Here is a 16,186-nt window from a genome sequence, read left to right as displayed (position 1 = left end):
TTTTATTTAAAAATTCAACATAGCACCAATTGTGTAGGTAGATGTCGCCGGATAACGGTTTCTGTTATCTAACCCGGGCGTAAGGCCCGCCATGCTAACCTCTGGGTCGATACCTTTATACTTAGTAATGGTCGCAATATTGGAACCAGACAGATACAATCGCATCGATTTAACAGGCGTATTCTTTAACTTTAAGTTATAGCCAAAAGTGATATTATCGATTTTCCAATAATCACCATTTTCGATGTAATAGCTGACATAGTTCAACGACTGGTTGTCTGCCAGAGGCCGTTTGCCATAGACATTATCGTAGGCTGTTGATAGCACATTGCCGCGTGTGAGCATAACAGGTGCTTCGTAGAACATCCTGGAAGTGTTTAATATCTGAAATCCAAAAGCCCCGCGCATAATAATGTTTAAGTCGAAATTTTTATAAGCGAACGAGTGGTTCCAGTTTAGGAAATGCTTAGGCAGGCCGTTGCCGATCACTTGTTTGTCATCTGCCTGTTGCTGTGCGATCGGTTTTGGTTTTCCATCCTTACCTTCAATGATCCAGTAACCGTTCTGATCAATATCTAGAGACTTAAAACCCCAGAAGTTACCAATTGGCTGCCCGATCTGCACCCTGCTTATGCGTTGTTGAATAGGCTCTCCGGTGTCTCCGGCATCGAAGTATCCGCTGGCCAATTGAAAGTTTTCATCTGATAGCGATACGAGTTTATTTCTGTTTGTCGAATAGTTGATAGTCGTATTCCAGCTAAAATTAGTGCGCTCTATCGCACGGAAATTCAACTGTACCTCGATGCCCTTGTTCTCCATGGAGGCTGCATTTGCGCGAATTGTATTATACAGGTACGGTGGAGTCGGCACCGTGTAATCTAACAGGAGGTCTTTTGTTGTCCGCTTATAGAGGTCGATCGCACCGGTAATACGGTTATTCAGGAACCCAAAATCAACGCCCAGATTTGTCTCCTGTTTTCTTTCCCAGCGTAAGTTAGGATTGGCATTGGTAGATGGATTTATAGCCTGTATCCATTGGCCGTTAATCAAAATCTGGGTATTGAAGTTCAATCGATCCAACGACATGTACGGCTCCGAAGGTTCGGTGCCGGTAATACCATAACCGCCCCTGATTTTTAGTGCGCTAACGACTTTGCTATCACGCAAAAATGATTCACGGATGAGGTTCCAACCTAGTGAAACTGCCGGAAAGCTACCGTATTTGTAATTAGTACCAAACTTAGATGATCCTTCCCGTCTGACACTGGCCATAAGGAGATACCTGTTTTTAAAACTATAGTTTAGGCGAAAAAAGTAGCCCACCAACTTGTTTTCACGCTGGTATGAGTTCTGCTGCGCTTCCCCACGTTCCAGGGCCAAGCCGGCACCCATATTATTATAGGAAAAGTCGTCGGCCGGGAAATCCCAGTTCTGCATAAAGTAATCCTGGTAGTTCGTCTGTCGCCAGCTGTAACCGCCCAGAGCGGTAAAGTCGTGATCATTGAATCCCTTGCTGTAAGTGGCCGTCAGTTCTGCGAGGTCTTCAACAGACCGCGTCGTACCTCTGGATGCGTACCCGTTGCGACGGTCACGGCGGGTAGACAAATGCTGCTTGGTCTCGTAATAGCCCCTGGTGCTGTTGAAAAGATCGCGCGAACCTAAAAGCATAACTTTTAGATCATTAATCGGGCTGTAGGTAACTGTACCAATGGTCCTGAAATTACTGTTTTGAATAAGTCCGTCTGTCTCTTCCAGCAGAGAGACAGGGTTGGCATAATCTGTCTTGTCTGTATGTTCGGTAAAGTTGCCCTGCGCGTCACGAATTGGGTCAGTTGGGTTGTAGGTGAGCGCGTTACGATATACGTCTGTTCTAAATGCGCTCCCGTCTGCCCCGGAGAAATATTCCTGCTGATACCCGTTTAGGTTAACGTTAAACTTTAACTTTCCATCGAACATCTGGTGGTTGACCTCCAACCTTGGATACATGATGTTATTATTAGACTTCCTAATCAAACCTTCCTGCCTACGATAGTTGAAATTAGCAATGTAGTTTGTTTTATTAGACCCGCCTTTCAGACTGGCATTGTACACCTGTGAAAATGGGGTTTGTGTAACTTCTTTTAACCAATCCGTACTTGCGCCATAATCAAAGGCACCGATCTTTTTCATTGATACTAGGTCACGGTACTGACTTGGAGACATAAAATCCAGTTTGCGCGTGATCCGCTGCGTAGTAAAGTAACTGTTAATCTCCAGCGTTGGTGGCGTTTCTCCGTTGACCTTTTTGGTCGTGATCAAGATTACGCCGTTTGTTCCGCGCGTTCCGTAGATAGCTGCGGCAGAACCATCTTTTAGAACATCGATCGATTCAATGTCTTCAGGGGCAACGGTTGTCAAAGTCCCTGGAACGTTGTCGATCAAAACAAGCGGCTCTCGGCCCGAAACGATCGTAGTGATACCACGCAGGTTAATCTGCGAGACACCGGTAGGATTTCCGTCAGGCGTAACGACGCTTAAACCAGCTACCTTACCACGGAGCAGTTGACCGGCATCCGTTACTGCACCCTTTGCGAAATTTTCAGCTTTAACCGTCGCAACAGCACTGGTCACACGTTCGCGCTTTTGTGTTCCATAGCCTATTACTGCAACCTCATTGAGTGAATTAGGCGCGGCGATCATTTGGACGTTGACGATCCGTCTGTCCCCGATCGCAACTTCCTGTGTTGTGAAACCTAAATAGCTAAATATAAATACGGCAGACACATTGTTGACAATGATTGCATAATTGCCTTTGTCATCGGTCACTGCACCTGTATTTTGACCTTTTACTTTGATACTTATGCCAGTTAATGTTACTCCTGCCTGATCAGTCACCTTACCGGTAATACGCAGTTGCTCCTGTTGCCAGTAAAAGGATGACGATAAGTGGGCTTCCGCTGGCTTACAGGTCGAAATCAGGATAGCCAGCCATACAAAAGCCACCCTATATTTGGGAATCCATTCCGCCCAAAAAAATTGTAATTTTTTTTTCATAATTGGTTTATTTGGTTATCAGGTTTAGAATGCGCAATAGTCTTAATGATCAGTTAACTGACCGGACCTATTGCAGTCTTACAAATTAAAGGCACTTATCGTTCAATGACTTAACTGACGGTATCAAATGCTATTCAAATCGTATCATATTGACCGTTCTGACTTTCCAAGTTCTCTATTAAAATATGTATGTGTAAATTTGATATACCGATATGTCCGTTAAACTAAAAATCATACATCTGCTGCTATTCCTGTTCGTCAGTTACAGCAGTGCTGCACAGCCGTATTACTTCAAGCACTACCGCGTGGAGGACGGATTAGGTAACAATACTGTTTTTTCACTATTGCAAGACTGCAGAGGTTTTATGTGGTTTGGCAGCAAGGAAGGTTTAAGCAGATTTGATGGCTATACGTTTAAAAATTTTCGAGATAAAAGGTTTCCGGAACCTATACGTGGCTTTATTTTACAGATCATAAATGCCGAAAATGGAGCATTATGGATCGGTACCAGAAAAGGTGTTTTCAAATTTGATGAGAGAACCGAAACATTTACTGCGGTAAAGGCTGTCCCGGAAACTGAGATTGAACACATTGAAACTGATACTGCTGGCCGGTTATGGGTATTGACCAGTTCAAAGCTGTACCGTTATGACGGCGGAAACAAAAGCATGATACGGTATCTGAAAGATGAGCATTCACCAGTTGCATCTTTCACCTGTCATGGTAATGAAATATGGGCCTGCACAGACTATGGATCCGTTTACAGCTATAATTCATCTAAAAACCTTTTTTTACCCCAGAACCAGGGAATCAAGTCATTAGAGAATGAAGTTAGTCGTGTCATTAAAATCTATCGCTCAGATAACATTCTTTTTATTGGGGCAACAACCGGTTTGCTAGCATTCGACGTGCACTCAAAAGTTACAACTCCTTTAATATATCCTGTCCCTTCCGGTGAACCTGTATTTGTGCGTGACATAGCAAGATATACCGATAACGAAATATGGGTCGCTACTGAATCAGGCTTGTATATCTACGATTTAAAGCTTAAAACCATAACTAAAGTTCGGCAGAATTATACAGATCCGTACGCGCTATCTGACAACGCCATTTACGCTCTTCAAAAAGATAGTGAAGGAGGGATGTGGTTGGCCACCTATTTTGGCGGCGTTAATTATTATCATCCCCAACGATCTATTTTTAAAAAATATTTTGCCAATTCTTCTGTGAATCGCATCAGCGGAAATGCTGTACGAGAAATACGCAAAGACGCTAACGGTAACCTATGGGTTGGAACAGAAGACGCCGGGTTGAACAGGATAAGCGCAGCGACGGGCGCAGTCACTTCGTTCAGAGCTGGCGCCGGCGACAGTGGCATTAGTTCAAATAATATTCACGGTTTGCTGTGTATGGGCAAAGAACTATGGGTCGGAACCTTTGAACGCGGCCTCGATGTGCTCGACATCAATACCGGAAAAGCTTTACGACATTACAGGGCAAAAGACCGACGCAGCGGTTTGAAATCAGATTTTATCATCTCTATTTTCAAAACCAGAAAAGGTCAAATATTTGTAGGTACAAACAACGGGGTTTACATTTATGAACAGGAAAAAGATACTTTTAAGCTTGTTGGAGGCTTGCCATCTTACCTGTATGTCAGCACCATAATTGAGGATGACAAAGAAATACTTTGGATCGGAACTATAGGAGAAGGTGTATTTAGCTATAACCCAAGGTTAAAAACATATACTAATTACAGACACAATCCAAAACTCCCGAACAGCCTAAGTAGCGATATGGTTTGCGGTGTTTACCAAGATAGTAACCGGGATTATTGGTTTGCCACTGAAAACGGCGGACTTACCCACATGAGCAATAACGCGAAAACATTCACCCGCCTTACAACGGATGATGGTTTACCAAGTAATTTGGTGTTGGAAACACTAGAAGACAAGCAAAAAAATCTCTGGATTACTACTTCCAAGGGGCTGGTGCGCTTGAACCTGTTTAGTAAGCAAATGTCCTTGTTTACCAGGGCACAAGGCCTCCTGACGGATCAATTTAATTATAATTCAGCCTTCAGCGATGGGAATACGCTTTATTTCGGGACAGTTGCGGGGCTAATTTGCTTCAAACCAGAGGAGATAAGCACGGGGACAGTAGTTCCGCCAATATACCTAACCAGTTTTCAAATTGATAACCATGAACTTGAGATTGATAAAACTATTTTAAAAAAAACCATCACTAGCACAGATTCAATTGAACTGCGGCATGATCAATCCACATTTAACCTTGGATTCGCCGCGTTAAGCTTCATATCGCCACAGGTTTTACGATATGCGTACAAATTAGAGGGTGTAGATCACAATTGGAATTATCTGAACAGTAACCGGCGCGTTTACTATACAGAACTATCTCCCGGCACTTACACGTTTCGGGTTAGATCAGTAGACGCCACTGGAAAAAAGGGGGCCGAAAAAGTCCTTGTAATCACCATACATCAGCCTTACTGGCTTAGTGGTTGGGCTTGGATATTATACGCATTGTTGGCGGCAGCATTGATTTATTGGGGTTTTACAAGTTATCACCATAGAATTAAGTCAAAAAGTAGAAAGAAGCTTGAACAACTTGAACTGGCTAAAGAAAAGGAGGTCTACCATGCTAAGATCGAATTTTTTACCAATGTAGCGCATGAAATTAGAACACCGCTCACGCTAATCAAGGGACCGCTTGAAAACGTAATGGATGATGTTGGTGATAACAAAACTGTACAAAAGAACCTAAAAAGTATAGAACGGAATACCGACCGTCTGCTGGCGCTTACAAATCAGCTCCTCCATTTCAGGGCCACAGAAACCAACGGATTGAACTTGAGTTACGTGCAGATGGATATTTCCAAATTTGTAAAAAAAATAACGGGAACCTATCAAGTAATGTCCAGGGAAAAGGAGCTGGAATTTAAGACACTAGTTCATGAGCCACGCTTGTCCGCTTTTATTGACTTGGAAGCTTTTACCAAGATTATGGACAACTTAATTAGTAACGCGATCAAATATGCAGAGAAAATGGTAATTGTTGAACTGTGTGCTGTGATAATTGGACCCAATACGTTTACGATCAGCATTTGTAATGACGGCTTTCTAATACCCGATACTTTGAGAGACAAGGTATTTGAGAGTTTCTACCGGATACCTGACTCTGCACATAAACCCGGATCTGGGATCGGGCTGTCTCTGGCAAGGTCCCTGGCGGAACTTCACGGTGGTTCCTTGGTACTTGCGGCTTACAACGGCAAAACAAACGTGTTTCTACTCACTTTACCCATCCATCAGGATGTAGAATTTAAACTTTCGAATCTGACTAAAGTGTTATGAAACCTCTAATACTCCTTATAGATGATAATGCCGAGATCTTGGAGTTCATAGAAGACTCCCTGACGAAGGACTATGATATTATTAAAACGCAAGACCCTAGCAAAGTTGACTTTATACTAAAAAGAAATCCCGTTAGTCTGATCATTAGCGACGTAATGATGCCGATAATAGATGGTTTTGAATTATGCAAACGCTTAAAAGCAAGTACACAGTGGAATCATATTCCACTACTATTGCTAACGGCCAAAAACACCTTGTTGTCAAAGATCGAAGGATTGGAGATCGGTGCCGACGCTTATGTAGAAAAGCCATTTTCGCCTAGACATCTAAAAGCGCAGATTGCCAGTTTGCTAACGAACAGAAGCATGATCAAGGCTTACTTTTCCCGTTCACCGCTTATCCACTTTAAATCGATCGCAAATAACCGGGAAGATGAAGTGTTCATGGAAAGACTAAATCAGGTTATAATTGATAATATGGAAAAATCAGATCTGCAATCTGAACACTTGGCAGACGCGTTATTCATCAGTAAACCAACATTGTACCGGAAAATTCGCTCTATTACGGAGGTTAGCTTAGTAGAACTTATTACAGTAGCCCGCTTGAAAAAAGCGGCGGAACTGCTGGCCACTGGCGACTATCGAATTTCAGAAGTGTCAAACATCACGGGATTCAATTCTCCTAACCATTTCAGTAGAACTTTTTTAAGGCAATTTAAGATGTCACCAACAGCCTTTCTTAAATCCCTTTAAACTATCTAAACAGTACAACCTCCCTTAATGGAACTTAGATGAAACGAGGAACATACTCTTTACATAGACATCGGTTTATCATTTTCACCTTCTAATCCTAGCTTGATTATAGGTTGTTTTGCGTGGGTTATATTACTTTTCTTAGATCTTTTGATTCTCTGCTTTGTATCTTTTATCTTTATGCCTTCGCAGGCTTGTTCCCTTGACTCTGGAGCCAACTTCGTCTGCGCCGCATCCAACGCTTCTTTCTTTGCCTTTAAAACCCCAATCTCCAGTTCAATCAGGTCGGCGATGTCTGCTTTGATCATCTTATAAATCTCTTCTACATCTAAAGCACTAACGTTTGCAATAGCTGGAATGGGTTGGTATTGATCTTCCTCAGCTTTGATGGCGGCATGATCGTTTTGTATCTCACTATGGAATATTTTAAGGTCGATTTTTTTATCCGGATTATCCGCTACCATACCTACAAAAGAACCCGAAGACAGGCCTGAGATCTTTGATGCGGGCACCGCGTATTCCAGTTGCGTGGATTTACTAACTGAAGTGTCCGCACTGTTGATGCTGACACTGTTGCGTTCCTGCATGATCTTACCTATCCGTTCGGAAAGTTGTTTGGCTGTGTCGCCGGTCACCTGCCCGCTAATGATGTTGCCTACAATATTCATGATGACCTCGGCCTGCTCGCGTCCGTATTCTTTCTTCAACTGGCTGTAATCCTGTATCCCTAAAGTAGTAGATACCTTATTGGAACGGGCCGTTGCTATCAGGCTGTCTATATTATTGAAGAATATAGTAGGGAACTCATCAAAGATCAAACTGCTTTTCAATTGGTTCTTCCGGTTCGCTAGTTTGATCACTCTGGAAATATAAAGCGATAGCACCGCGCCATAGGTTTGCAGTTTTTGCGGGTTATTACCCATGCAAACTACCTTTGGTGCTTGCGGATTATTGATGTCCAGCGTAAAATCATTACCGGATAGTACATAATACAGTTGCGGTGAAGACAAACGGGCCAGACTGATCTTAGCACTTGCGACCTGTCCCTCCAGCTGATCGGTCGCCTTGTTCTGGTAAGCCGAGATAAAAGGATTGATCAGCACTTTAATTTCTTCCTCTTCTTTTAATAAAGGAAACAGTTCTTCATAATCGGCCTGCATCAGCTCGATCACATGCGGTAAAGTACAATACCTGCCGTCACGGTACCTGCGCAGGTACCAGATGATAGCCGTCAAAAAGTTAATCGGACTTTCTACAAAGAACTCACCCTGCTTTTTGATCCAGTCCCTGTTCAATCCCAAAAGTATTGTTCTGGACGCTTCTGTCGCATCCGTAATGTCTTCCATGCTCTGCGGATCAAGCGGATTACTGCGATGGGTACGCGAAAGGTCATCAAAATTAATCAGATAGAATTGTGGCTTCACCTTGAAATTATCCTTATACATTAACAGCTTGTTGTAGGCGATCTTTGTGAGGTCATCAAACTTAAAATCATAGATGAACATGCTGAAGCCTTTTTTGAGGTGCTGGTCTATCACATGGCGGATAACGAAATAAGATTTACCCGCGCCTGGAGTACCGACTACGAGCAGCCCCCGGAAAGGGTTAATAAAATTGATCCAGGAATTGCGAGTTTTCTTTTTCAGAGCGTAGCGGGCTGGTAAGTTGATAGAGTATTCATTTTCCAGCAGCCTTTCTTCCTGCGGGAAGGTTTCGTTTTCGGTATTAAAGACGTCCTTGGTCAGTCCGAGACTGATCAGGCGGGAAAGGCGAACACCCCCAGTCAGGATCAACAAATAACCAATAGCAGTTAGTCCGATATAGCTCATCGTAATAATTACCGCCGAAGCTTGTAGATAGAAGCATAGACTACTGATAAAATATAACAGCAAACCCGCCCCCAGATAAATGGCAATAGTTTCTTTCCTGGTCTTTTCTTCTTTCTTGCCTTTTGCACCGACCAGGGAAATAAGTAGGAACACCAGTGCGGCCAACTTTGGTTTGAGCATACCCATAAATAAGCCTGTCTTGCCAATATTGATTATAATACGGGTGGTAATCTCCACTGTTAAATGCCATGCCTGAAAGGCTTCATAACAGCTAATATAAAAATGGATACTGAGTATAAACAGGCTGATCAATCGCGTAAAGTCGATGATCTTCCTAAGTCCCTGAGTGTCTTCTCCGGTCTGCATATATTTTTATTTTTATGGTTAATGGATGTTCAGAAGCGCATGCCCTTGCGTTTCTTGCGTTTTTTTCTCGGCATCAGTGGTGAACCGTCTTCCTTATTGGGGTTTTCCAGCAGAGATTGCAGCAACTTGTCCGGTTCTCTGTGCAAAAGGTTAGGTAAATCTTTGTGTTCTTTTTCCAGCAAGTTGAGCGATGGCCTGTTTCTGGTTAGCAGGGACGTTTGGCGCGGTTTTACTTTTAAATTGTCTGTAGTGGCGAACTGTTCCATCAATGCTTTGGCGCTGTAGGCTTTGGCCAGATCACTTCCATTGAATACCGTTCTATTACCGTGGTCTATATAGGTGATGCCATAGGTGCGTCCCTGTTCGTTGGTACGAAATGCCACCATGATGTTTTGCTTTTTCAGCTCTGCCACAAATGTGGATTTGCTGATCGCCGTGTATTTGTTCAGTATCTGGTCGATGGCGTTTTTAAGCGGCTCTTTGTAAACCTTACGCTTATCAATATTCCGCTCAAACTTCTTTTCAAGGTTTCGTAGCGTAGGCTTGCTGTAAAAGGAACTGGCCTTGATCGGTACGCCAAGTGTTTTGCCACCTGCGTCTATCAGCGAAAACATCAGGCCTTTCTTTTCAAACATGGCGGTATGCTCGGCACCACGCAAAGCGACTACATTAAAGCTTTTGAGCACACCATTGAGTTCGGCAAGGCTGGTATATTTATAATCCCTGGTTACCGCTGTCACCACATTACTGATCGCCCGTTTGGTGGGCAACTGTCCATATTGTGCTTTAGTCAAATCCGCAGGCATAATGCCGGGTTCCTGCTTGAATTTTTTACTTTCGGCTTTGACGAGCTTATACTCCTGCTCGATGGATTTGCGGGCAGGTTCCGATAGCAGTTTACCGATATTGTGCAGGTCGATGCGTTCGCCTGCCGCTGTGATGTTGGTCGTGGTAATATGGATGTGCTGGTGAGCAGCATCGTCATGGCGGTAGACCAGGAAAGGCTGGTCGCCAAACCCTATCTTTTCCATGTAGGCAATGGCGATGTCCTGAAGTTTGCTGTTGCTCAATGTTTCACTGGCATCGAAATTTAGCGAGATGTGCAGCGCATTGGTCTTGACGTTGGGCTTCAGTTCGGTCAGATTATTAAAGCGTTGCAGCTTTTGCTGGAAATTCATCTGGTCTATTTCTCCTGCAAAGCCGCTGGCCATGATCAGACTGGCTTCCCCTGCGATGATCTTGTTCTCATTGTAATGCAGCATTCCCCTGATACTTTTGCCAATGCTCATTTTTGCAACCATTTCTCTGCGAGTTTGGATATGATCTTTAGTAGGCGGTCTACCTTTACATCAACCTGTTTATATAATTCTGCTGCTTTGGTAACGTGGTAAGCCCGGCTTGTTCCGGTTCTGTCCTGGTTGAAACTCCGCGTGATCTGGTTGATATTTACCCCAATCGCTTTTAGTTCCTTTCGGATCAGGGCAAGCTCTTCCATAATTGGGTTTAGCGAAACATCATGGTGGTAGAGGTTGATTTTCTGACTTGATAAGATCTTGCGTGCAACGGCTGCAATCGAAAGATTTTTACTTTCTTTCCTTAATTTTTCCAGTCCGTTATAGGTGCTTTCAGTAACCCGGATGATGAGGTTGTGGCTAAGCAGACCTTCGGGGTCGTTCACTTTCTTTCGTGTCATAAACTACACTTTTTGAAAGTTCAGGATTTGCGAGTTCCGAGCAAATTCCCTGGCCTCGAGGCCAGCAAAGATTCTTTTGCGCATGCAAAAATACATCTTTGCTTAGACCACGCGGGCTAAAGAAAGCTCCTTCGGGAAGGTGTCCTGAACTTTGGTGATGTGATGAATAAATGTTATGGATTCGCTTTATAAAGTATCGCCGGAATTAGCGGATCGGCTAACCGGTTTTTCGTTTGCTCGAATAGTTTCCATTGGCACGAAACTTCTTAAAAGCTGCCGGATTTTCTGGCGTGGCTCCTGGCGGATACGCTTGATTTTCGGCAGCAATGTGCCGTTGAATTTGCGACCTTTAAGGTCGGGTCTTGTCTTTGCATTTCTCATGACTATCTGAATTGATAGTCAAAGGTGGAAAGGTGAGTGTAAGGGATTAGGCAAGTTGCCTAACATAAAGTTTGATCCACACAATAATTTGAGCTATATAGCATTATTTAAGTTTACGCTTAATCCTGCATTCTTCATCTCTTTAGCTAAAAGTAATTTCCAGCCGTCTGCTTCATCATATTGAATATACAATATACCATCATAGTCAGAAGGGGTTTCAATGGCTCCCTTTAAAAGACCGCATACACTTTGCCTTCCAAGTTTGCCAATGAAATATCCCAACTCGAAAATAACATTCTGACGTGCTCTAAAATTTTGCTTTTCAGAATTATCTTTGATTGAGCGGCCTACATCATCCGGACTTAAAAGCACTATTGCGTAAGCAACATCAGAATTTGCCTCAAATTTTTCAATTATTGTCTTGCCTTGATTTGATTGTTCGTGCAAAATAATAGGTTCCAATCCTAACTTCTCAAGAAAGCGTGCCGTTTTCTCCTTCAATTCATTGTCATGACCGTGAACTAAAAATATTTTTTTAGAATTAGATTTACCAGGTAATTTCTTTACTGTTTGTTTTTTAGGATTGGTAACATTAAAATCTTTGTTATGCTCAATTACACCAACAGTTGAGTCGAGGATATCAATAATAACGGTTGTCATATCCATTCCGTAAGGGGCATCAAATATTAAATCGAATGGATTTGCATTAGACAATTGGTAACCGCCTACCATTGGCGGAGGAGAGATCGTTACACGTTTTTCGGTTCCAGCATTACGTACGATTTTTTGAATATTCAAAATCCCCTTGCTAATCTTAGTTCTGATATCTAACGTTGGATTATTATAATACTGTATAACTAATCCCTTAAACTCTTCTATCTGATCGATATAGTGCTTTTGCTGAGCCTTCATATAAAATATATTATTCCTAATTTCTGCAATATACATCTACGTTTCCAGTCAATTACTGAGGCTGGATTTCATGTTTAATGAAAACCTCACTTGCTATGTCGATAGTTTTATCAATTGTTTCTTTATTCAGTTTAGTTGGCCTTTTTGTTAAACTTCTTAATTCCGAGATTTCAGCGTCCGAAAATTTGTGACGAAAAGTCTTGGTAGCTTTACTTATGGCCTTTGACACGTATAGCCAAATAGAATTACATTCGATTTCGTATTCGTATTTAAGGTCTTCAATAGGTTTTGTGCTAATGCGCATAACACGATTTTTGATGTTTTCTACATCTAACTTGTAGGCTCTTTCGGCATGCTCCATCTTTCTGTAATAATCAGCGTCCGCACCAGGCGCACCACCTCTGCCACATTGATACACGCTTCTCATTAAATATTCATATTCCATTGCTTCCATTGGTTTCTATTTTAAGCTGCAATATAAAAATTAAGCAGCTTTTATTTTAGGCAAGTTGTCCACGCCCGACTTGAAGAGTGGGCAATATTGTGATCTAAACAACAGGAAGCATGGAAATAATCTATTCTCAAAAACGTAACGTAACACCCACTAAAGCAGTAGAAATACTGGAAAAACATGGTACAAATGTTAGCCTTGAAGAGGTAAAATTAATTTTGGATTTCATGTATAAATTCGGTAAATTAGCCATAGATACAGAACTTAAAGCACTGGAAATCAGATTTAAACAAAATGTTAAATAACTTTGATTGCTTTATTATAATTAACAATTTATCATGAGGATAGCTGATTTATATATAAGGGTAAGTACTGACGAGCAGGCCGATAAAGGATACTCCCAGCGGCTACAGGAAGACGTACTATTAAAGTACTGTGAAATCAATACTATCAAAGTTAGAAAGATCATTTTTGAAGATCATTCAGCGAAAACATTTGAACGACCGGAATGGAAGAATTTGCTTCGCGAGCTGAAGAAATCAAAGGGTAAAACCGATCTCGTACTATTTACCAAATGGGACAGGTTCAGCCGGAATGCCAGTGATGCGTACCAAATGATAAGTACCCTACGAAAGATAGGTGTAGAACCGCAGGCTATTGAACAGCCACTTGATATGAACGTGCCGGAAAACAAGATGATGTTGGCTGTTTATTTGACCACACCGGAGATTGAAAATGACCGTAGGGCCCTGAACGTCAAGCATGGTATGCGCCAGGCGAGAAAAGAAGGTCGCTGGTTAGGCGTTGCGCCACCTGGATATATTAATAGAACAAGGGAGAACGGAACAAAATACGTAGCAATAGATGAACCGGAAGCTTCCCATATGCGTTGGGCTTTTGAGCAGATTGCTGAAGGCGTATTCACTACCCAGGAAATTTGGAAAATGGCAGTTCACCGGGGCTTGAAATGCAGTGCAACCAGTTTCAGAACGGCTTTAAGGAATGTGGGATATTGCGGAAAAGTTTTAGTAGCTGCTTATAAGAATGAAGATGAACAGATGGTACAAGGTTTACACGAGCCGCTGATATCAGAAGCATTGTTTTACAAAGCACAAGAAGCAATGGACGGCAGGGTGAGGGACATTGGCATCAATAGTTCTCATGGAGTGCTGGTTGTTACGCCCGATAAATTGCCGTTAAGAGGTTTTCTAAACTGTAATCGTTGTACCCGTTTACTGACCGGCAGCGCGTCTACGGGAAGGAATAATTATTATCATTACTATCATTGTCAGCCATCTTGCGGTGTGCGTTATAAGGCAGAGCCGGTTAATATGGCTTTTGTAGACAAACTGCGTGAATTTATTCCAAAGCCGGGTATGGCCGAATTGTATACAGAAGTAATATTGGATTTGTATCAAGGTGGAACAGGATATTTACGCAACGAACGTAAGAAATTTATATCCGAGATCACGGAAAACAATAACCGTATTACTAAAGCCAGGGAACTTTTGCTGGCCGACGATATTAGCGGTTCTGATTATAAATTAATTAAAAATGAAGCGGAGGAGAAAATCGCCAGACTAGAAGTCAAACTGAATAATTTCCTTGCGAATAGCGCTGCGACAATTGATATTGATAAAGTAGTTTATAAAGCAGTAGAAAATCTTAAAAAGCTTGATCTATTGTATTTAAACGCAGATATTCGGAGGCAGAGGGATATGATCGGTTCGATCTTTCCCGAAAAATGGAGTTTTGACGGACAGGTACATCGAACCGGAAAAGTGAACGAAGCAGCGCAACTTATTTATCTGATAAACAGCAAATTAGGCAATAAAAAAAGCCGTGTCAGAACGAAAATTCGTAGTGATCACGGCTTTGTACCCAGTGCCGGAATACATTTATAAAGATGTTAGAGTTTACACAACTTTAATAAAGGCAATTAAAATGCCTTTATTATCCAAATAAAGCACTTTATAGCTATTTTAAAATAAAATGAAATATAGTAGGATTTAGATAAAACTGTACCTAAATTTGTACCTTACAATTAAATAGGGTACAGTATGGCAAAGCCTAAATTTTATTTAGATACTTTAATAAGCGCAAAAGGAACACAAGCAATAAAAATGCTTTATTCATTTAATGGGCAAAGATTAAAATACCATACACAAGTAAGTGTAAATGACAAGCATTTTCAACCTAAGTGCAATACAAGCACCAACGTTAAGCCAGTTAAAACAATTGCACCTTATGGAGAGCAACATAATAAAAGACTTGCAGATATTGCATTAGATGCAGTCAACATAGTAACCGAAACCAAAGGCGAAAATTTAACGGTAAAACATATTAGGGAACAATTGGACTTAATCTATAAGCCAAAACCAGCCGAACCCCAACCAGCCCCAAAATTTAAACACAATCTAATTAGCTATTTAGAGCAAATGATTGCTGACAGTACAAGTGGCAAACGTTTAATTTCAATTGGCAAAAGTGCAGGCAATAGATACACTCACAATACAATAAAAAATTACGGAATTACAGTATCTGCCTTAAAAAGATACATGCAATTTTATAATATTAATATTTTAGCCCTTGATGATATAAATAAAGATTTTTATGAGGCTTTTAGGTTTTATTGCTACAATGAAGAAAAAAAAGAAGTAAGCACATTTGCGAGCTATATTAAAGACATTAAAACGGTAATGGGCGAAACAGGCTCAACAGAGTTTAAAGCAAAAGATTTCGTAATGCCCAGCTATGAAGCTGACACGCTATATTTAACATTAGAACAGATTGACAAAATAGGAGGTTTAGATTTATCAGACCATAAAAAGACGGTACAACATTCCAGAGGCAAAATAATTGAACAATTAAGTTATGCCTCTTTAGACAAGGCAAGGGATTTATTTTTGATTGGTTGTTTTACTGGATTGCGTTTTAGCGATTTTAATACTTTAGAGCCTAAAAGTATTGATGGCAATTTTATAAAGGTTAAACAGATTAAAACAGGAGGTAGAATAACCATACCGATAATGAGCCGTTTGCGCCCGGTTTTAGAAAAGTATTCAAATAACCTCCCAACTTTATCAAATCAAAAATTTAACGATTATATAAAAGAAGTTGCAAAACTTGCAGACTTAACAGAGGAGCGCAAAGTAACGGACACCAAAGGCAATACAAAAAATGAAACCACACATCCTTTATATAGCCTTATTACCTCCCATTGTTGCAGACGTAGTTATGCTACCAATATGTTTAAAGCAGGTGTACCTCCTATGCTTATTATGAGCGCAACCGGACACAAAACAGAAACCAGTTTTCTAAAGTATATCCGGGCTAACAATGAAGATAAAGCAAATCTATTGGCAGAGACTTTAAAAAAATTAGGATTGTAGCTT

General features: G+C 41.4%; 12 protein-coding genes. 5 read left to right on the top strand and 7 right to left on the bottom strand.

Translation table 11 applies throughout. The features are described 5' to 3' along the window. Positions 1-6 precede the first annotated feature (6 nt). On the bottom strand, positions 7-3,033 hold the full coding sequence (locus tag ACFOUY_RS06225) for a SusC/RagA family TonB-linked outer membrane protein (RefSeq protein WP_378959610.1): 3,027 nt from the start codon (positions 3,031-3,033) through the stop codon (positions 7-9). A 212-nt stretch (positions 3,034-3,245) separates the two neighbouring features. On the opposite strand from ACFOUY_RS06225, the gene ACFOUY_RS06220 reads away from it, so the two are divergent. Beyond that, positions 3,246-6,407: a ligand-binding sensor domain-containing protein gene (locus tag ACFOUY_RS06220; RefSeq protein WP_378959609.1), complete on the top strand. Its 3,162-nt coding sequence runs from the start codon at positions 3,246-3,248 to the stop codon at positions 6,405-6,407. After that, positions 6,404-7,159, top strand: a complete 756-nt coding sequence (locus ACFOUY_RS06215; RefSeq protein ID WP_378959608.1) for a response regulator transcription factor — start codon at positions 6,404-6,406, stop codon at positions 7,157-7,159. Before ACFOUY_RS06220 ends, ACFOUY_RS06215 begins: the two co-directional genes overlap by 4 nt. Positions 7,160-7,218: 59 nt before the next feature. On the opposite strand, the gene mobC (ACFOUY_RS06210) is transcribed toward ACFOUY_RS06215, so the two are convergent. The 6 genes from mobC (ACFOUY_RS06210) to ACFOUY_RS06185 form a co-directional block, all read right to left on the bottom strand. Then, positions 7,219-9,354 carry a conjugal transfer protein MobC gene (gene mobC / locus ACFOUY_RS06210; RefSeq protein WP_378959607.1) on the bottom strand — a complete coding sequence of 712 codons (2,136 nt, stop codon included), beginning with the start codon at positions 9,352-9,354 and terminating at the stop codon, positions 7,219-7,221. 29 nt (positions 9,355-9,383) lie between these two features. After that, entirely contained in the window at positions 9,384-10,655 is a 1,272-nt protein-coding gene (locus ACFOUY_RS06205; RefSeq protein ID WP_378959606.1) for a relaxase/mobilization nuclease domain-containing protein, read from the bottom strand. Further along, entirely contained in the window at positions 10,640-11,047 is a 408-nt protein-coding gene (gene mobC / locus ACFOUY_RS06200) for a plasmid mobilization relaxosome protein MobC (protein WP_378959605.1), read from the bottom strand. Before mobC (ACFOUY_RS06200) ends, ACFOUY_RS06205 begins: the two co-directional genes overlap by 16 nt. 186 nt (positions 11,048-11,233) lie before the next feature. Continuing rightward, positions 11,234-11,428 (bottom strand): hypothetical protein, encoded by a 195-nt coding sequence (locus ACFOUY_RS06195; RefSeq protein ID WP_378959604.1) that lies wholly within the window; start codon positions 11,426-11,428, stop codon positions 11,234-11,236. A gap of 93 nt (positions 11,429-11,521) precedes the next feature. Next, a complete protein-coding gene (locus ACFOUY_RS06190; RefSeq protein ID WP_378959603.1) occupies positions 11,522-12,340 on the bottom strand; it encodes a TIR domain-containing protein in 819 nt (272 codons plus the stop codon). 52 nt (positions 12,341-12,392) lie between these two features. Further along, on the bottom strand, positions 12,393-12,794 hold the full coding sequence (locus ACFOUY_RS06185; protein ID WP_378959602.1) for a hypothetical protein: 402 nt from the start codon (positions 12,792-12,794) through the stop codon (positions 12,393-12,395). 110 nt (positions 12,795-12,904) lie between these two features. Here ACFOUY_RS06185 and ACFOUY_RS06180 point away from each other — a divergent pair, with 110 nt between their 5' ends. The 3 genes from ACFOUY_RS06180 (at position 12,905) to ACFOUY_RS06170 (ending at position 16,183) form a co-directional block, all read left to right on the top strand. Continuing rightward, positions 12,905-13,096: a hypothetical protein gene (locus ACFOUY_RS06180; protein WP_378959601.1), complete on the top strand. Its 192-nt coding sequence runs from the start codon at positions 12,905-12,907 to the stop codon at positions 13,094-13,096. Between the two features lie 33 nt (positions 13,097-13,129). Continuing rightward, on the top strand, positions 13,130-14,695 hold the full coding sequence (locus tag ACFOUY_RS06175) for a recombinase family protein (protein WP_378959600.1): 1,566 nt from the start codon (positions 13,130-13,132) through the stop codon (positions 14,693-14,695). 156 nt (positions 14,696-14,851) lie between these two features. Further along, the gene (locus tag ACFOUY_RS06170; protein ID WP_378959599.1) at positions 14,852-16,183 is read left to right on the top strand and encodes a site-specific integrase; all 1,332 of its coding nucleotides are present in this window, start codon (positions 14,852-14,854) and stop codon (positions 16,181-16,183) included. Positions 16,184-16,186 lie beyond the last annotated feature (3 nt).

Origin of the sequence: Pedobacter jamesrossensis (assembly GCF_042650905.1) — a bacterium.
GTDB lineage: Bacteria > Bacteroidota > Bacteroidia > Sphingobacteriales > Sphingobacteriaceae > Pedobacter > Pedobacter jamesrossensis.
This window is presented reverse-complemented; position numbering and strand designations above follow the sequence as displayed.

What these genes read in the sequence shown, in the direction of transcription:
- ACFOUY_RS06225 (WP_378959610.1), bottom strand. Translation starts at nt 3,033, where the DNA reads ATGAAAAAAAAATTACAATTTTTTTGGGCGGAATGGATTCCCAAATAT.
- ACFOUY_RS06220 (WP_378959609.1), top strand. Translation starts at nt 3,246, where the DNA reads ATGTCCGTTAAACTAAAAATCATACATCTGCTGCTATTCCTGTTCGTC.
- ACFOUY_RS06215 (WP_378959608.1), top strand. Translation starts at nt 6,404, where the DNA reads ATGAAACCTCTAATACTCCTTATAGATGATAATGCCGAGATCTTGGAG.
- mobC (WP_378959607.1), bottom strand. Translation starts at nt 9,354, where the DNA reads ATGCAGACCGGAGAAGACACTCAGGGACTTAGGAAGATCATCGACTTT.
- ACFOUY_RS06205 (WP_378959606.1), bottom strand. Translation starts at nt 10,655, where the DNA reads ATGGTTGCAAAAATGAGCATTGGCAAAAGTATCAGGGGAATGCTGCAT.
- mobC (WP_378959605.1), bottom strand. Translation starts at nt 11,047, where the DNA reads ATGACACGAAAGAAAGTGAACGACCCCGAAGGTCTGCTTAGCCACAAC.
- ACFOUY_RS06195 (WP_378959604.1), bottom strand. Translation starts at nt 11,428, where the DNA reads ATGAGAAATGCAAAGACAAGACCCGACCTTAAAGGTCGCAAATTCAAC.
- ACFOUY_RS06190 (WP_378959603.1), bottom strand. Translation starts at nt 12,340, where the DNA reads ATGAAGGCTCAGCAAAAGCACTATATCGATCAGATAGAAGAGTTTAAG.
- ACFOUY_RS06185 (WP_378959602.1), bottom strand. Translation starts at nt 12,794, where the DNA reads ATGGAAGCAATGGAATATGAATATTTAATGAGAAGCGTGTATCAATGT.
- ACFOUY_RS06180 (WP_378959601.1), top strand. Translation starts at nt 12,905, where the DNA reads ATGGAAATAATCTATTCTCAAAAACGTAACGTAACACCCACTAAAGCA.
- ACFOUY_RS06175 (WP_378959600.1), top strand. Translation starts at nt 13,130, where the DNA reads ATGAGGATAGCTGATTTATATATAAGGGTAAGTACTGACGAGCAGGCC.
- ACFOUY_RS06170 (WP_378959599.1), top strand. Translation starts at nt 14,852, where the DNA reads ATGGCAAAGCCTAAATTTTATTTAGATACTTTAATAAGCGCAAAAGGA.